This window comes from Bilifractor sp. LCP19S3_H10, assembly GCF_052119185.1.
In the GTDB taxonomy this organism is placed as follows: Bacteria; Bacillota; Clostridia; order Lachnospirales; family Lachnospiraceae; genus Bilifractor.
The window spans coordinates 138,262-157,110 of the sequence record NZ_JBQKFT010000001.1 but is presented as its reverse complement, the minus strand read 5'-3'; the positions used below and the strand labels follow the sequence as shown (position 1 = coordinate 157,110).

At 49.5% G+C, this 18,849-nt stretch carries 11 protein-coding genes and 1 riboswitch; of the genes, 10 read left to right on the top strand and 1 reads right to left on the bottom strand.

Annotated features, from left to right (window positions below; translation table 11 throughout):
• The first annotated feature begins 205 nt into the window (after window positions 1-205).
• From pyk to ACTQZS_RS00610, 5 genes are all read left to right on the top strand, one after another.
• Window positions 206-1,633: a pyruvate kinase gene (pyk, locus tag ACTQZS_RS00630; RefSeq protein ID WP_441474105.1), complete on the top strand. Its 1,428-nt coding sequence runs from the start codon at window positions 206-208 to the stop codon at window positions 1,631-1,633.
• A gap of 325 nt (window positions 1,634-1,958) precedes the next feature.
• Window positions 1,959-6,650, top strand: a complete 4,692-nt coding sequence (locus ACTQZS_RS00625; protein WP_441474104.1) for an EAL domain-containing protein — start codon at window positions 1,959-1,961, stop codon at window positions 6,648-6,650.
• A 109-nt stretch (window positions 6,651-6,759) separates the two neighbouring features.
• Window positions 6,760-6,951, top strand: a riboswitch (cobalamin riboswitch).
• Between the two features lie 429 nt (window positions 6,952-7,380).
• Window positions 7,381-8,436 (top strand): FecCD family ABC transporter permease, encoded by a 1,056-nt coding sequence (locus ACTQZS_RS00620; protein ID WP_441474103.1) that lies wholly within the window; start codon window positions 7,381-7,383, stop codon window positions 8,434-8,436.
• Window positions 8,437-9,570 carry an ABC transporter ATP-binding protein gene (locus ACTQZS_RS00615; protein ID WP_441474102.1) on the top strand — a complete coding sequence of 378 codons (1,134 nt, stop codon included), beginning with the start codon at window positions 8,437-8,439 and terminating at the stop codon, window positions 9,568-9,570.
• Between the two features lie 146 nt (window positions 9,571-9,716).
• Window positions 9,717-10,364 carry a hypothetical protein gene (locus ACTQZS_RS00610; RefSeq protein ID WP_441474101.1) on the top strand — a complete coding sequence of 216 codons (648 nt, stop codon included), beginning with the start codon at window positions 9,717-9,719 and terminating at the stop codon, window positions 10,362-10,364.
• Window positions 10,365-10,705: 341 nt separating this feature from the next.
• Here the strand turns inward: ACTQZS_RS00610 and ACTQZS_RS00605 are convergent, their stop codons facing one another.
• The gene (locus ACTQZS_RS00605; protein WP_441474100.1) at window positions 10,706-11,758 is read right to left on the bottom strand and encodes an aldose epimerase family protein; all 1,053 of its coding nucleotides are present in this window, start codon (window positions 11,756-11,758) and stop codon (window positions 10,706-10,708) included.
• 717 nt (window positions 11,759-12,475) lie between these two features.
• On the opposite strand from ACTQZS_RS00605, the gene ACTQZS_RS00600 reads away from it, so the two are divergent.
• The 5 genes from ACTQZS_RS00600 to ACTQZS_RS00580 all read left to right on the top strand — a co-directional run bounded on the left by ACTQZS_RS00600 (window position 12,476) and on the right by ACTQZS_RS00580 (window position 18,833).
• Window positions 12,476-13,957 (top strand): ABC transporter substrate-binding protein, encoded by a 1,482-nt coding sequence (locus ACTQZS_RS00600; protein WP_441474099.1) that lies wholly within the window; start codon window positions 12,476-12,478, stop codon window positions 13,955-13,957.
• A 214-nt stretch (window positions 13,958-14,171) separates the two neighbouring features.
• Window positions 14,172-15,029, top strand: a complete 858-nt coding sequence (locus ACTQZS_RS00595) for a carbohydrate ABC transporter permease (RefSeq protein ID WP_441098896.1) — start codon at window positions 14,172-14,174, stop codon at window positions 15,027-15,029.
• A gap of 17 nt (window positions 15,030-15,046) precedes the next feature.
• Window positions 15,047-15,961: a carbohydrate ABC transporter permease gene (locus tag ACTQZS_RS00590; RefSeq protein ID WP_441474308.1), complete on the top strand. Its 915-nt coding sequence runs from the start codon at window positions 15,047-15,049 to the stop codon at window positions 15,959-15,961.
• Between the two features lie 54 nt (window positions 15,962-16,015).
• Complete coding sequence (malQ, locus tag ACTQZS_RS00585; protein ID WP_441474307.1) at window positions 16,016-17,509, top strand: 4-alpha-glucanotransferase; 1,494 nt, start codon at window positions 16,016-16,018, stop codon at window positions 17,507-17,509.
• Window positions 17,510-17,795: 286 nt separating this feature from the next.
• Window positions 17,796-18,833, top strand: coding sequence for a LacI family DNA-binding transcriptional regulator (locus ACTQZS_RS00580; protein WP_441098894.1), 1,038 nt, complete (start codon window positions 17,796-17,798; stop codon window positions 18,831-18,833).
• Window positions 18,834-18,849 lie beyond the last annotated feature (16 nt).

The window sequence follows — 18,849 nt, the reverse complement described above, 5'->3', positions numbered from 1 at the left end:
GGGAACGAGGGGAAAGTTTTGTATATTGTGCATAAAGCAACGATGGATTGTTTATGTTAAAATAGAAATGCCTGATTGAGTCGGGTGCGCGTTTTTGGGGATGAACAAACATCATCGATTCATCGGTCTGACATTTCAGGACAGGGATACAATACGTGGACTGGTCGAAAAAACGGTCATTTGTTTATCTGTGAAAGGAATAAATATGCGAAAAACAAAAATTATCTGTACAATCGGACCTGCAAGTGCTTCTGAGGAAATACTGAGCCGCATGGTGAAGGCGGGTATGAATGTCGCGCGGCTTAACTTTTCTCACGGAACCCATGAAGAGCATCTGGAGAAGATGAAGCTGATCAAGAAGGTTCGCAATAAGCTGCACCGGCCGATTGCAATTATGCTCGATACGAAGGGACCGGAATACAGGATCGGTGTATTCAAGGATCACAAAGTCACCCTCAAGGAGGGACAGGAATTTATCTTTACGACGGAAGATCTGATCGGAGATGAAACCATTGTATCGGTCAGCTACAAGGGATTTGCAGATGAGCTGAAACCGGGAGATAAGATCCTTGTAAATAATGGACTCGTTGTATGCATTGTCGAGAGAGTAGAGGGAACGAAGGTCTTCACAAAAGTGGAAGCTGGAGGGGTTCTCTCGGACAGAAAGAGCATGAACTTCCCCGGGAAGCTGATGAAGAATGATTTCCTCAGTGAGCAGGACAGGGAAGATCTTCTGTTCGGAATCAAGAATGATGTGGATTATATTGCGGCATCTTTTGTTTCGACAAGGGAAGATGCGCAGGAGATGAGGGATTTTCTGAACGCGAACGGTGGCCAGGATATTGATATTATCGCAAAGATCGAGAACCGGGCCGGGGTGAATAATATCCGTGAGATCTCGGAAGTGGTTGACGGTATCATGGTTGCGAGAGGAGACCTCGGAGTGGAGATCCCGTATATGGAGGTGCCGGCTGTTCAGAAGGAGATTGCGCAGGAATGCAGACTTCTCGGGCGCCGCGTCATCATCGCGACGGAGATGCTGGAATCGATGATCAATAATATCCGTCCGACCCGTGCCGAAATTTCCGATGTAGCGAATGCGGTATATGACGGTGCATCGGCAATCATGCTTTCGGGCGAATCCGCGGCAGGAAAATATCCGGTGGAAGCGGTTAAGACGATGGCACAGGTGGCAGAGTTCACAGAGCAGCATATCAACTACCGGAAACGTTTCAAGAACACAGAGTTTGTTCAGAAAAACATCCTGGACGCGATTTCGCACTCCACATGCTCGATGGCAATCGATGTGGATGCGAAATGCATCGTGGTAAGTTCAAAATCGGGAATGACGGCGAGAATGGTCAGCCGGTTCCGCTGTCCGGTTCAGATCATCGGCATGACGACGTCGGAGAAGGTTTACCGCAAGCTCTCTCTGAGCTGGGGCGTTGAGCCGATTCTCTGCGAGGAATTTGAGTCGATTGATGTCCTGTTCTATCACGCAATTCGTCAGGCTGTCAATATCCTCAACCTCAAGATGGGAGACAACATCGTTCTCACCGGCGGACCGGTCGGCGGAGGAAAAGGCGGAACAAATATGATTAAGGTGGAGACCATACACAGAAATTATCAGTAAAGATACTGAATAAGTCCAGTCGCAATGTTCTTGGCCCACGGGGAGTTTGCTCACCAGTGGGCCAAGAACATTAGCGACGACAACAGGTATGAGCACGAAGTGACGCGTAAGCGGCACGGAAGTGCGAATGCCTGTTAGCGGCACGGAAGCTGCGAAGCAGCGAAGTGACGCGGGGACTTATACAGTGTGTGTCACGATGTATCGTATGGGCGTTTATTGTATAAGCTCTTCGAAAACGCAGACAGAATCGTCGCACGCGAAGCGCGCGTAAGAGACTGGATGCGATTTTGAAGGCATCAGGTATGAGCACGAAAGGCGAGGGAATATGGCTGAGATGATGGTTCGCGAAAGCGAACAATACGATCGATATTTTAATCTTCTGCAGGGAGGCGTCTGCATGATTGCAGCTGACGGATCGGAGCGCATTGTCTTTGCCAGCAGGCAGATGGCACTTCTCTTCGAGTGCGAGGACGAGGAAGAGTTTCTGAAGTATTATCCTTCCTATCAATATCTGATAGATGGAAGGGATTACAAGCCTCTTCGAGAGTATGGCAATTTGCATCCTGAGCACTTTTTTCTGAATTTCCACTATCAGACAAAGAAAGGACATTTCCGTGAGGCAGAGGGAATCGGCGCTTTAAGGGATACCGCTTTCGGAAAAACCTTCGTTCTGCAGTTTTTCTCATCAGAGCAGATATCAAATGACCGTAAGGTGGACGGGATAACCGGATTGCCGGGAATGCACGATTTCTTAAAGGAGGCGTTCCGCCGCGCGAAGGAGAGAAAGGCGATACACAGATTAAGAGATTTCTGTCCGGTCAGCTTTGATGTTACGAATTTTAAGGAATATAACCGTCAGTACGGTGTTCATCAGGGCGATCAGTGCCTGAAGAAGATTGGAGATACGATCACGGGAATTTTCCCGGGCACTCTGGTGGGCCATCTCACGGCGGATCGTTTTGTCGCGCTGCTGCCGGAGAAGAGTCTTGAGGCAAAGCTTGAACAGGTCTGCAATGAAGTGAATCACTATATCCATGATGATGGGATTCAAATGAAGGTCGGTGTCTACCGGGCATCGGAAAACGACTCCCTGGATGATCTTCGGAATGCTTTTGATCTGGCAAAAATGGCCTGTGACAGCATTAAGGAGGACGGCAACCGGATCGTGGCGTTTTACGAACCCTCTATGGGGGAAAGTGCTGCGAATAAGACCTATGTTCTCCGCCATTTCAATGAGGCACTGGAAAGGCATTATATCAAGGTATATCTGCAGCCTGTGATCCGCACAATGACAGGACGGGTGAGCGGATTCGAGGCACTGGCGCGATGGGAAGACCCGGAGCTTGGAATGATATACCCAAACGTGTTTATTCCTGTTCTGGAAGAGGCCCAGCTTATCAACCGGCTTGACCGGTATATTCTGGAGCATGTTCTTTATCTCAGCCGTGACCGGATGGAGAACGGACTGCCGCTGCTTCCGATATCCATGAACCTTTCCGCCTATGATTTCGAGGTGGCGAACCCGCTCGATACGATTGAGAAACTAGTCAGCCGTTACCATGTACCGAGGAGCGTCCTCTGCTTTGAGATCACGGAACGGATCATGCTCCGCAACCGTCACAGCATGGTCAGGACGATTCAAAGGTTTCAGCAGGCAGGATATCAGATCTGGATGGATGATTTCGGAAGCGAATACTCGTCCCTGAATTCTCTTCATAATTTCCAGTTTGATGTGATCAAAATTGACATGGGATTTTTCAGTCATTTTGATGATCGAAGCCGGCAGATTATTACCTCCGTTGTAACAATGGCGAAAATGCTCGGGGTGGAGACACTGGCAGAAGGTGTGGAGACGCAGGAGCAGGTTTCTTTTCTCAAAAAGATCAACTGCGGTCGGATTCAGGGATATTATTACGGACGTCCGATGCGCTACGAGGATAGCGTGACGTATATCCATGGCAGAGGCATGCAGGTGGAGAGTCCGGAGGAAGCACATCTTCTCGACGCCGCAGAAGACATCAATATTATTTCGGATTCTCCTACTTCACTTTTTAGCTTTGATGGGAAAAATATTGTTCTTCTGCTCGAAAACGATGCGTATCGGAGAGAACTGAGAAGTACAGGTACGCAGAGTATGGAGGAGGCGAATGCCTACCTCAACGATGAGGGATCTCCAGTGAGAGACAGGTTTGTCCAGCTTTTGCGGAGAGCATTGAAGTCACATGCGGAAGAGAGCATGGTGTACGCAGACAACGGCCAGTATATGAAGGTAAATGTCCGGTGGATTGCGGGAGATGCGCGGCGCTGGGTCGGGGTGGCACATATCTACAATATCAGCAATAATGCCTCACTGCAATTTGCGAAAACCCTTGACCATACGCTGCGGAACATCTTCCAGCTGTACGAGGGATTTTATCTGATTGATCGTGGATCAGAAGAGGTGAAAATTCTCCGGTCCAGCCATCCGGAGATAAAATCTCGGGATGGCTTTTCTTCGATAGGAGCGTTTGTCCGGTACTTCAGGGATGAATTGATCTATCCGGACGACAGAGATCGTTTTCTTGCTTTTGTTCAGGCTGAGAATGCTGAGACGGAAGGTGGAAGTACAGATAAAGGGATCAGGGCAGAGATACTGCGTGTGCGGACCGCTGACGGGACATACAGGTGGGCGGTGTTTGAAGCGCTGGTTCTCTATAAGAGTAAAGCAAAAAATCTTCTTCTCTGCGAGCGGGAGGATATATGGGAGAGGAAAAGGGATAGGGATGCTCTTCTTCCTGAATTTTGTCAGTCGTTCGGAGTGCCGGGATACGGCACAGATCCGATGGAGGGGGTGAAGGATGGGGACCTGTTCCGGACACTTTGCGATACATCTCCTTATGAATTCTTCTGGATGGACAGACAGAGAAAGCTTTTGGGCGCAAGCAGAGAGTTTGTCAGGAGGATCGGGCTTTCCGACGAGAAGGACTATCTTGGCAAGACAGAATCAGAACTGGGATGGCATATCGATTCTGCCGCAGCGGAGTTGGAGGAGAAAAAAGTTCTGGAGATGGGCGTCAGGTCGACATCGGCCAATGAGCTGGTACTGACCGGAGGCAGACTCGACGGAATCGAGATTACCCGTGTTCCCTGGTACCATGAGAAGGAAATCGTGGGAATGATGGGAATGATCAGCGGTGATCGGGCAGAGGACAGAAAGAAGGAGGTGCGCCTGGGATTTGTCGACCGCGACACAGAGCTATTGAGTTTTCGCGGCGCGATAGAAGCCGGATTGATTTATGCGGATCAGTATCGGCTGAAAAAAATCGATTATACAGGACTTTTAATTGATGTTGCCGCATATGCCGAGGTGATGCGGGAAAGCGCCGAGAAGGCAAAGGTGATTCTGACCGAAATATCTGCGACACTGAAAAAACTGATGAATCCGGAATGGGCGATTGCGCGGATCGGGCTGTGCTGTTTTCTGTGCTTCTGCCGCAGGGATCATGGCGGAGATATTGAAGAGAAGATTGACAGGGTATCCGGAATGCTTCCGACGCTTTGGAGAAAGCTTGGTATTCAGGCTGATCCTGTTCTGGCACATGCGATTGTCTACGGGTCGGAGGTAATGAGCCTGGACGAGATGTTCGTGCTGCTGATCCGGAGGATCAGCAGCACGGAGAAGGCGGCTCATGGGGACAGCCCATATGTCGGGGATTACATTGACCTGAGACGTGAGGTGTTCGACAGCCTGACGGAACATGTCATTGTCAGTGATCCCAGAACATACGAGCTTGTATATATGAATCGTTCTGCCCGAAGGGATTTTGGAATAAAACCGGATGGCAGCCTGAACGGGTGCCGCTGTTATGAGGTGCTGGAAGGTCAGGATGTTCCCTGCGGCGACTGTCCGAATCTGTTGCTGCGGAAGGATTGTGCGTATGAGGCATCACACCTGAACCGGAGAAGGGGAGCAAAAGTACTGATTCGTTCTGCTCTGACAACATGGGAGAACCGGACGCTGAGGCTGACGGTCGAATTTGATATCAACAAGTATCTGCATGCAATAGCAAGGGATCACGAGCTGATCTATCAGGAGATGCGGGCAAATGAGGCAATTTCTCTTGGTATGGCGGAAGAGGATCCCGGAACAGGAATCGAGAAGACGATTGCATGTATCTCTGAAAATATGAGATCGGAGCGCTTCCTGATCTTTGAGGAACGTGATGACAATACGGTAAGTGCCACCTATGAATGGACGGCACCTGGTGTTTTTTCTCTGAAGGAGGAGCTGCAGAGTATTCCTCTCTCGGAATTGCGGGCGCTATATATGCGGTTTGCAACAGAACATGTGGTGATGGTCAGTGATATGGATGCCTTTCAGAAGGAAAATCCCGGTTTTTCCATGCGAATCCATGATGTCCGGAGCTTTATATCCGGGCAGCTGAAGATCCTGAATCAGACAGAAGGCTTTACGATGGTTATCAATCCGGCGGAGGACACCTTCCGTAACACCAGCGTGCTGCTCTCCACGCTGACGGATTTCATAGCAATTATGATTCGCAACAGGAACAGCGTGCACCAGCTGGAGAAACAAAGCATGATTGACCAGATGACGGGCGCCGGAAACCGGAGGGCTCTTGAGCGGCAGATCCGCGAGTGGAAGGGTGACGGTCTGCTTGGAGTGATTTCCGTTGACCTGAACGGACTGAAGAACACAAACGATACGGCGGGCCATCATGCCGGCGATGTGCTGATTTGCGAAACAGTCCGGGTTCTTCAGGAATGCGCAGGTGAAAAGTATGTATTCCGGACCGGCGGGGATGAATTTATTGTTCTGACGGAAGAGCTGGAGGAAAAGGATATCAGCCTGCTGATACGGCATATGCGTGAGAACGCAGCAAATAACGGGATCAGTATGGCGATTGGATATGCAGTCTGCCGCGGAAAGGTTACGGACTTTGATGCGCTGCTCACCAGGGCGGATTTCAATATGTATAAGGACAAGGGACATAGTTTCCGCAGAAGGCGGAATGATTGAAGGGCTGAAGGAAAGGCATATATCCGCGATGCGGTTTATTTGACACTTTTCGGCCGGTATCGTATAATCGTTGCAGACAATTGAAGAGAGGCCTTTCAGTGCATCCGATTTTCTGCACATGCCTGACAGCAGGAGTGCAGAGGATCTGTATGAGAATAGAGAATCAGGTGAAATTCCTGAGCGATCCGGTCACTGTGAGCAGCAAACCATTCCGTTATGTCATTGTGTCCTAGAGCATGAGAAGACAGGAACCGGTGCTTGAGCTGTCAGCCAGGAGAACTGCTGAGAGGTTTGTAGATATGCTTCCGAAGAAAGCAGATTCTGATGACCTGGAGGCTGCCGGATTGCCGGCTGAACCGATTGAGACAGGTTAATTATTCAGGACGAATGCTTCGGCATTCGTCCTTTTACTGTATAAGCTCTTCGAAAACGCAGACAGGATCGTCACGCGCGAAGCGTGTGTAAGAGACTGTATGCGATTTCGAAGGCAACAGGTATGAGGATGAAGCGCGAACGCGCGAAATCCGAATATGCGCGGGCAGTGAGCCACATCCGCTCACACAAAGTGTGAAGCGGTGGGGCGAACGCCGCGACAGACCGACGAAGTCGGTCACCTGTAGGATTGCGGGAGTGCGAAGCACGGAGCAATCCGTAGCTTATACAGTGTGTAGCACGATGTATAGGGTGATTTGTTGTATAAGATCATTGAAGTTGAAAGGCATGCTTACGAATGATGGGTGATAATGAAATCAGCAGCTATCACGCTGAGAATCTGAAAAGGAGAATGCGATACACAGCGGTCTTTGCCGTTCTGGCAGCTGCGTTTCTGGTCGTGACCGTAATCAATATCAATACCGGTAACGTTGATATTTCGATTGATAAGATTTTGAAAGCTGTTTTTCTCCGAAGCGGGTCAAGAGATGATATGAATATCATCTGGAAGATCCGTTTGCCGCGGATTCTGATGGCGGCTATTCTCGGAGGGGCGCTCTCCCTGTCCGGATTTCTGCTGCAGACATTTTTCGAGAATCCGATTGCAGGTCCTTTTGTGCTCGGAATATCTTCCGGCGCAAAACTGATTGTCGCGTTTCTCATGATTCTTGTGGTGGCCAGGCACGGAGCGGTGTCCTCCTGGGCCATGATCCTTGCCGCGTTCGCGGGGTCTCTTGTGTCAACCGGCTTTATCCTGCTGGTTTCCCGGAGCGTGCGGAATATGTCGGCACTGCTGGTTGCAGGAATCATGATCGGGTATATCTGTACTGCGCTGACGAATCTCCTCGTTACATTTGCCAGTGATTCGGATATCGCCAATCTTCACAACTGGTCTCAGGGAAGTTTTTCGGGTATGACCTGGGACAATGTCCTGGTGGGCGGAATCATCATCGGAGCTGCGTCTGCTCTGGTATTCCTTCTCGCGAAGCCGATTGGTGCCTTTCAGCTTGGCGAGGCCTACGCGCAGAGCATGGGGGTTAATGTAAAGCAGTTCCGTGTGGCCCTCATCCTGCTGTCCAGCATCCTCTCTGCAACGGTGACGGCATTTGCCGGTCCGATTTCTTTCGTGGGAATCGCGGTGCCCTTCCTGATCAAGCGTGCGCTGAACACGGCAAATCCGGTCGTGGTCATCCCGGCCACCTTTCTTGGAGGCGCCGTCTTCTGCATGGTCTGTGATCTGATCGCAAGGGTTGCATTTGCGCCGACTGAACTGGAAATCAGCACGGTGACCTCGATTTTCGGAGCACCGGTCGTGATCTTTATGCTGATACGGCGGCAGAAGGGAAGAAGATAAATGGAGAAGGTACAGAGCGAGGAAAAATATTATCTCCACCTGGAGGGTCTGTCGGTCGGGTATAACGGGAAGCCTGTGATCCGCGATATTGAGATCGGAATCCGGCGCGGTGAGATTGTTACACTGATCGGGCCGAACGGAGCGGGAAAATCTACAATATTGAAAAGCATCACGAGACAGCTTTCTCTTGTGGAGGGAGAGGTCGTTTTTGATCTGAAGAATTTGTCGGATTATTCGTTCCGAGAATTGTCTTCGCGTATGGCTGTTGTCCTGACGGACCGTCTGCATCCGGAGCTTATGACCTGTCACGATGTGGTCGCGACCGGAAGATATCCTTATACGGGGCGGTTGGGACGACTGACGGAAGAGGATGAGCGGAAGGTCGATGATGCGATGAAGGCGGTTCAGGCACAGGAGATTGGAAACCGCGACTTTAACGCGATCAGTGACGGGCAGAAGCAGCGGGTACTGCTCGCAAGGGCGATCTGCCAGGAACCGGATATCATCATCCTGGATGAACCGACGAGCTTTCTGGATATTAAACATAAGCTGAAGCTTCTGTCAATTCTCCGGGATATGGCGAAGCAGAAGAATATAACGGTTGTGATGTCGCTGCATGAGATCGATCTGGCGATGAAGATTTCTGACCGGATTATCTGTGTTCACGGTGATAAGATCTTCCGGAGCGGAACGCCGGAGAGCATTTTTCACGAGGATACGATCCGTGAGCTGTATGAAATTGACAACGGCTTTTTCGATCCGATGTTTGGAAGTATCGAGCTTCCGAAGGTCGAGGGAAATCCGGAAGTACTGGTACTGTCATCCTGTGGAACGGGGATACCGGTGTATCGAAGGCTGCAGAAAGAGAAGATGCCCTTTGCGGCAGGAATTCTGTACACAAATGATGTCGATTACCGTCTGGCGCGTCTTCTGGCCTCGCAGGTGATCACCGAAAAGCCGTTTCATGAAATTTCGGACCGCGCTGTCGGCGAGACGCTGGAGGCTGTAAAAAGCTGTGCCAGGATCATCGATGCCGGCGTGACAATCGGTCCGGGAAACCGGAGAATGCAGGAGATTCTCGATGCGGCATATGAAAGTGGAAAATGTGTGAAGTACAGGGTTTCAGATACATAAGAACATGGTTTCAGATACATAAGGGTATGGTTTCAGATATATAAGTGTATGTCTTCAGATACATGAATGTATGTCTTTGAATACATGACGATAGGGTTTCAGACACAGGAGTGTATGGCTCTTTTTTATGACAGGAGGGAAATAAAATGAAACAGAGAACAGCAGCAATCTTATGTGCAGCAGTTATGGGAGCATCGCTTCTGACCGGGTGCGGGACCGGAACGGGCAATTCTGCTTCGGGGACATCTTCTGCAGCGCAGACCGAGACACAGTCAGAGTCGGAAGAGAACACGGCTTCATCTGTTGTCTCCGCTGCATCGTCCGCGGACTTAAGCACATCTTCATCCGATGCTGCCGGACAGTCATTGGAGACCGTTGCCGGTAGTGTTTCAACGTCTTCAACAGCTTCTGCGGGAGCAGAGGTGCCGGCCGACGGAACCTATACGGCTGAATTCACATCCGACAGTCCGATGTTTAAAGTGAATGAGGCAAATGATGGGAAGGGAACCCTGACAGTGAAGGATGGAAAAATGGTCATCCATGTAAGCCTGACTTCCGAAAATATTGTGAACCTGTTTGCCGGAACAAAGGAGGATGCGCAGAAGGATGGCGCGGAGCTTCTTCAGCCGACCGTAGATACGGTCACATACAGTGACGGAACGACAGAGGATGTGTATGGATTTGATATTCCCGTTCCGGCACTTGACAAGGAATTTCCCGTTGCGCTGATTGGCAAAAAGGGAAAATGGTACGATCATATGGTCACCGTTACCAATCCCGTTCCAAAGGCATGACTGAGCGTTCACTTCATTGATGTCGGGGATATGTTGAATGAACAGGATTTTTTGCTGAGATGGACCGGAAAGCGGTTTCGGAAAATGGTTGAAAAAGAGGTTTAAGAAAAAGAGGTTTAAAAAGAGGGCCGCCGCACTAAGCATATTGTGTTAGTGCGGCAGGCCCTTTTTTACGCGAACAGTGAGCCGCAGCCGAATGCGAAGTATTCGTGTGCGGCGAGCGTCGCGATAGCGAGATAAAACTCGCGCAGCGTGTTTCATCTCGTTTCGATAGCGGATGGGGCAGCGGGATAACACCGGAAAACGTATCCTATCTCCCACTGGGCAGTCCGAAGCAATCATCATTTGCGGAAGCTGAGCTTATAGGTTGTTGTGGACTCATATTTCTGGCCGGCCGGGAGAATGGGACTTGCGAAGCCGTCGATGTTGATGCTGTTCGGAAAATACTGTGTTTCGAGTGCAAATCCGCATCTTCGGTCGTAGATATGTCCGGACTTTGCTGTGTGGCGCGTGACATAATTTGCCGTGTAGAGCTGCATGCCGGGAAGATCGGAGTATACATCCAGCTGAAGGCCGGTGACGGAGGAGAAGACCTCTGCCATTTTCCGCGTCTCGCCCTTGTCCATGGCAAAGACAAAGTTGTGGTCATAACCGTTACCGAAGCGCAGCTGTTCATCATCTGCCTCGATATCGGCTCCGATAGATTTTCCGTTCCGGAAATCAAAGGGGGTTCCATCTACATCAAGGAGTCTGCCTGTCGGAATGGTTCCGGAGTCGATCTCAGTGATTTTGTCTGAGAACAACTTCAGATTGTGATCCAGAATGTCTCCGTTTCCCTCGCCGTTCAGATTAAAATAAGAATGATTTGTCATGTTGCAGAGGGTGTCCTGATCAGAAATTCCTTCATAATGGATGGAAAGGCAGCCGTCTTTGTCAAGCTGATAGGTCACAGTTACGGAAAAAGCGCCCGGATATCCCTGATCTCCGTCAGGAGTGTCAAGTGTCAGAGAAATAGAAGCTCCATCGGTTGCGATGCCCTGCGTCTTCCACATTCTTTTATAGTAGAAATCAGGACCGCTGTGCAGATTGTTCTCGCCGTCGTTTTTTGCCAGGTGGTATGTCGTACCGTTCAGTACAAACTGTGCGCCGCCGATCCGGTTGGCATTTCTCCCGACGGTTGCACCGAAGCAGGCATCGCTCTTCTCATAATCAGAAGCATGGTCATATCCGAGGACGATATCTACAGGAGTCCCATCATCATCTTTTACAGCAAAGGATACAAGAGCAGCGCCGTAATCCGATATTGACGCCGTGTATCTCCCGGCGTGTATGGTGTACAGCGTCGCCTGCTGTCCCTTAGCTGTTCTGCCGAAATCTTTCACCCAATCGTTCATAAATAAACCCACCTTTCAGAAATACCTGATACTTTTTGCACCGGGTTCATTCCGGTGCCATACTCTGTTATTTTACAGCAGTTTACCTGTGAAAAACAGATAAAATCACGATTATTGCTGTGCTTTGTGCCGCTTGCGCGTCACTTCGTGCTCATACCTGTTGTCGTCGCTAATGTTCTTGCCCACTGGTGAGCAAGCTCCCTGTGGGCCAAGAACATTGCGACTGGACTTATACAGTAAACGGCCATACGATACATCGTGCCACATACTGTATAAGCTACGGATTGCACCGTGCTTCGCACTCCCGCAATCCTACAGGTATTCGCATTTTCGCCGTGTTTCACACGGCTTCACGCTCATACCTGTTGCCTTCGAAATCGCATACAGTCTCTTACGCGCGCTTCGCGTGCGACGATCCTGTCTGCGTTTTCGAAGAGCTTATACAGTAAAGGTGCACAAAAAGAGGTGCCTCGATTTGAGAGTATTAACGAAAAGTTGATTTGCTATTGAAAACGTTTCCAACAGGTGCTATTCTCTAAACATAGAAAACGTTTCCAATGAAATCCGAATATGATACAATCCTTTAAAATAAAGGGTTGGACGCAGTTTTGATTCATGGAGAGGAAAAGTTCGAAAACGTTATCTAAAGGTAAGGAAAAGCTCGTGGGAAAATAGATTCCTGCAGCTAAAATGTGTAAATCAAAGGAGGATAAACACATGAAAAAGAAAGTTCTCAGTCTTGTACTCGGAACAGCAATGGCAGCTTCCATGTTCGCTGCCTGCGGATCTTCAACATCTTCAACAAGCTCTGCTGCTTCTTCCAGCAGTGCAGCAGACAGCAGCGTTGCTTCGGCTTCTGCCGGAACCACCGAGGATGTTGCATCAAGCAGCGCAACAGCTTCAACTGCATCCGGAGACGGCAAGGTATACATGCTGAACTTCAAGCCGGAGACAGATGATGCCTGGCAGGATCTTGCAAAGACCTACACCGAGCAGACCGGAGTTGAGGTAAATGTACTTACCGCCGCTGACGGACAGTACGCGACCACACTTCAGTCCGAGATGGCAAAGTCCGAAGCACCGACAATCTTCAACATCGGATCTTCCACAGACGCACAGACATGGGATGATTACACATATGATCTGAAGGATAGCGAGCTGTACAAGCATGACAGCGATCACAGCCTGGATGTTGTATACAACGGAAAGATTGCAGGTATCGCGAACTGCTATGAGGCATACGGAATCATCGTCAACAAGACAATCCTTGACACATACTGCAGTCTTGACAACGCAAAGATCTCCTCTATCGATGACATCGACAGCTTTGACAAGCTGAAAGAGGTTGCTGACGATATCCAGAGCCGTCTGGACGAGATCAACAAGGCAGGCGGATATGATCTGACCGGAGCATTCACCTCCGCAGGACTGGATGACTCCTCATCCTGGAGATTCTCCGGACACCTTGCGAATATGCCGCTGTACTACGAGTTCGTAGACGACGGACTTGAGGATCCGACAGCAGGAGAGGCTACCATCAAGGGAACATACCTGGACAACTACAAGAAGGTATGGGACATGTATGTATCTGATTCCGGTGCTGATCCGAAGACACTTGCAGGCGGCACCTACAACGCTGAGCAGGAGTTCGGTATGGAAGAGGCAGTCTTCTACCAGAACGGCGACTGGGAGTACAGCGCACTGAAGGATGCTGACGGAACAAACGGTTATCTCACAGCAGATGATGATCTTACCATGATCCCGATCTACTTCGGCGTTGACGACAAGAATGAGGGCCTCTGCGTAGGTACCGAGAACCACTGGGCAGTCAACAGCAAGGCATCTGATGCTGACATCAAGGCTTCTCTTGATTTCCTGAACTGGGTTATCACCTCTGACGAGGGACGCGAGGCTCTGAACTCAACAATGGGTCTTTCCTGCCCGTTTGATACATTTACCGGAGACTACGCACCGACCAACGAGTTCAGCGCTGTAGCACAGAAACTCAATGATGAGGGCAAGAAGTCCGTTGCATGGGCATTCAACTCCACACCGAACGTAGATGACTGGAGAGCTGATGTTGTATCTGCGCTTACCGCTTACACAGACGGAACCGGCGACTGGGATGCAGTTAAGACCGCATTTGTAGACGGATGGGCAAATCAGTGGAAACTTCAGCAGGAATCCGCTTCTGAATAATCCTTCGGGGGATGATTAAAACAGCAGATAATCAGGTGGCACGCAGACATATGAAGAATATGCCATCATAAATAAAGTGATGACACCTTAGCAGAAAAATAAAGGGGCTGCCGGATGAAAAACAAAAATGATCATCGCGACAGCCCTTTTGCTCGCCTGAAAAATCAGTGAGTGTGCTTATTGAAACTGTCTTTGTTCTAAAGTGAGGCTTTCTATGTCAAAACCATTAAAAAAATACTGGCCGCTTTTCGTGCTTCCCACAATGGCGGCATTCGTGATCGGATTTATCGTACCATTCGTATATGGCGTATTTCTTTCCTTCTGTAAATTCACGACAGTTACGGACTGGAAGCTGGTGGGGCTGCGCAATTACACCAGAATCTTCTTCGTCAGCGGAAAACTGGATACCACATTCATCCATTCGCTGTGGTACACCTGCCTGTTCACGGTAGTTACGGTACTGATTATCAACGTTGTCGCGTTTTTTATCGCGCTTGCGCTCACAAAGGGAATCAGAGGTACTAATATTTTCCGTACCTCGTTCTTCCTTCCGAATCTGATCGGAGGCATCATCCTTTCCTACATCTGGTTGATGATCTTCAACGCGATTCTCGCAAAATATTCCAAGACGATTGTATCCACGCAGTGGACAGCGTTCTGGGGCCTGGTCGTTGTCGTTTGCTGGCAGCAGATCGGATATATGATGATCATCTATGTCGCAGGTCTTCAGAATATTTCGGCGGATCTTCTCGAGGCTGCGAAAATCGACGGAGCCAATAACTGGCAGCTGATGAAGGGTGTCATCATTCCGATGCTTCGTCCGACCATCGCGACCTGTACCTTCCTTACACTGACGAACGGATTCAAGCTTTTCGATCAGAACTTTGCTTTGACCGGAGGTAATCCCGGCAAGATGTCACAGCTGCTTGCGCTGAACATTTACGATACCATGTACGGAACCACCGGATGGCAGGGCGTAGGACAGGCAAAGGCAGTTATCTTCTTTATTCTGGTTGCGATCATCGCACTCGTTCAGAATAAGCTGACAACGCGTAAGGAGGTAGAAGCATAATGGCACAGGCAAATACAATGAAAGTCAAGAAAACAAAAGAGAATGAAGTGTCTGCCGCCAGAAAATCGAAGCACGGCACAGCACTGACTGTGTTCTTCTCGGTACTTTCCTTCTTCTGGATTCTGCCGATCCTTATCGTTGTGCTGAACTCGTTTAAGAGAAAAGCATACATCTTCAAGAATCCTTTCGGAATCAGTAATGTAGCGCTGTCACAGGGCTTTGACAGATGGCGCGCGGGAATCCACAAGACCTTTGTAGGACTCACCAACTATGCAACGGCAGTCAAGAAGACGGATTTCTTCCGCTGCTTCGGATACTCGGTATTTATTACCGTGGTTTCTGTTGCACTGATCGTGCTTCTGTGTTCCATGACTGCATGGTACATCATCCGTGTAAAGAACGTGGCGACAAAAACGGTATATCTTCTGTGCATGTTCTCTATGATCGTGCCTTTCCAGATGGTTATGTTTACGCTTTCCAAGTTCGCGAACATTCTTCATCTCTCGAACCCGGTCGGTATCTGTATTGTTTATCTGGGATTCGGAGCGGGACTAGCGATCTTCATGTTCACCGGATTTGTAAAGCAGATCCCGATTGAGCTGGAGGAAGCGGCAATGATCGACGGCGCCACACCGGTACAGTGCTATTTCCAGGTTATCCTCCCGGTTATGAAGCCGACGCTGATCACGGTTTCCATTCTGGACGCGATGTGGATCTGGAACGACTACCTTCTGCCTTCTCTGGTACTGAATGTCAACAAGTACAAGACGATCCAGATCGCCGTTCAGTATCTGAAGCAGTCTCACGGTCAGGTTGACTGGGGCGCTATGATGGCGGTTCTCGTTCTTGCAATCATCCCGATTGTCATCTTCTACATGGCAGTGCAGAAGTATATTATCGAGGGTGTCGTTGCCGGCGCCGTTAAAGGCTGATGAATAAATCTAAAGAACGGGCCCGGCTGTTCCGGGCCTGAGGAAAGGAAGAAAATAATGAGGGCTAGCGGAATACTGATGCCGATCTTCAGTCTTCCCGGAAAATACGGAATCGGGTGCTTCTCGGAGGAAGCGTACAGGTTCGTGGATTTTCTGAAAAAAGCAGGACAAAAATACTGGCAGATTCTGCCGGTTGGACCGACGGGATTTGGAGATTCCCCCTACCAGTCCTTTTCTACCTTTGCAGGGAATCCCTATTTTATCAGTCCGGAGGAACTCGAGAGACAGGGGCTGATCCGGAAAGAGGATATCCCGGAGCCGGAAGAGGACGCAAGGGAGGACCGTGTAGATTACGGATGGCTTTACAACACGCGATATACAGTCCTGAGAAAGGCATTTCAGAACTGGAAGGGGCAGGAGCGTCCGGATTTTGCGGAATTTCTGTCCGAGAACGGGTACTGGATTGAAGATTACGCTCTTTTTATGGCAGAGAAGGACCACTTCGGGGGAAGAAGTTTTTCCGAGTGGGATGCGGACATCCGCTTCCGGAGACCCGCTGCCATGGAAAAGGCGAGGCAGGAACTTGCGGATGAGATTCTGTACTATGAATATATTCAATACGAGTTCAACCGGGAATGGACAAAACTGAAAAAATATGCAAACGAGAACGGTATCCGGATTATCGGTGATATTCCGATCTATGTATCACCGGACAGCGCGGATTTCTGGGCACACCCGGAACTCTTTCAGACAGATGAGAACCATCTGCCGACCAGTGTAGCCGGATGCCCGCCCGACGGTTTTTCTGCAGATGGACAGCTTTGGGGCAATCCTCTGTATGACTGGGAGTATCACAAGAAGACCGGATATGCCTGGTGGCTGAAGAGAATTACAAAATGCGCGCAGCTGTATGATGTGATCCGGATCGATCACTTCAGAGGCTTTGATGAGTATTACTCCATCAAGGCGGGAAGCCCGAACGCAATCGGAGGGCACTGGTGCAAGGGACCGAATACAGATCTGTTTGATACGATCCGGGAAAAAAATGGTGATATCCGGATTATCGCGGAGGACCTCGGCTACATTACAGATACCGTGAAGAAAATGGTAAAGGAAACCGGATACCCGAATATGAAGGTGATCGAATTTGCTTTCGATTCGAGAGATTCCAGCGGCAGAGCTGCGTATTACCCGTACAATTACAACAGCAACTGTGTTGTGTATACGGGAACGCACGACAATGAAACACTGCTGGGCTGGCTCGGAAACATTATGCCCGAGGAGAGGCAGGAGCTGAAGGATTATCTGGGAACGGATACAGAGGATGACCGGGAGATTGTGGACCGAACCATTCGTCTGGTTGAGAGCAGTGTAGCGGATCTCTGTGTGGTACCGATACAGGACTGGCTTGGGCTGGACAATTCTGCCCGGATCAATCATCCGAGCACGACCGGTACAAACTGGGTGTGGAGATTGAAGGAAGGACAGATAACGGAGCAGCTTTCCGACAGAATTGATAAGATCTGCAGTATATACGGCAGAATCTGAAGACTAGTTTAACATGGAATGACCTTGACATTGATAAGCAAATAAGCCATTATTTAATGTGGACAGAACCCGCGTCGTCAGACAGACGGATGCGGGTTTTTTCAGAGCACTGATTGGAAACGTTTCCTATCAGAAAACACATGCACGAAGAGGCTTTTTCCGAAAGCATTCATATTGTGCATTGTGTGACAGACGAGCTATACTGCAGATTGCGTCGTACTGCATATTTTTGTAAATCAGCAGATATGATGACTGCAGAAGAGACATTTGAGGAGAAGTTGAGAAGTTGGCGGGGTTAACAATTAAGGATATTGCAAGAATCTGCAATGTAAGCATCAGTACTGTGTCAAGGGCAATCAATAATGACCATGGCATTAACAGCCAGACGCAGGAACGTGTGCTGCAGGTCGCTAAGCAGTTCGGGTATGTGCCGAACAACAGCGCCAGAAACCTGAAGATGGCAGAGTCAAATACGATTGCACTGATGAGCAAGGGTATGAACAATCCCTTTTTCCAGGGGATGTATCCTTACTTCCAGCAGGAACTGGAGAAATATAATTATGAATTCCTCCTGCACTCGATGCCTGAGGAAATTGATGAGGGGTACGAGGCGGAGGAAATCGCGAAGGAAAAAAGACTTAAAGGTATGATCTTTCTCGGCGGAAGACTCGATTATCCCGAGGCAGTGCTCGGGAATATACAGGTTCCCTTTGTATTGTGTTCTGTCGCAAGTGCCGTGAGTGTAAATATGACGAACATGAATGTCTCTTCGGTGTCCATTGATGATGAGAAAGAGGCTTACAAGGTTGTGAAGTATCTGATCCGGATGGGCCACCGCAGAATCGCGATTATCGCAGGCAAGAAGCATGATCACACGGTAGCCTTTCTGCGTGAATCCGGCTATCGCAGGGCGATCAATGAGAGTGGAATCGAGATGGATCCGGAACTGATCCGCTATCTGGATGACAGCATTCCCGAGTATACAGAGGCAAACGGGTACGCGACCATGAAGAAGCTGCTGGAGTCCGGCACGGATTTCACCGCGGTTTTTGTGATCTCGGACCGGATGGCTACCGGGGCTTACAAGGCCATTTATGATTCCGGCAGGAAGATACCCCGGGATATTTCCGTGGTTGGATTTGACGGAATCGAGCTTTCACGGTATTTGTATCCGTCACTCACCACCGTGGTGCAGCCGGTTCAGAAGATGGTAAAGTCCAGTGTGGAACTGCTGAGAGCCCAGATCATGGGCGATACAACAAAGAAGCATCTCATCTATGATGCGGAGCTTTCCGAGGCGGACTCCGTGAGAAACCTGCTCTAAGGGGCGGGTTGAGACG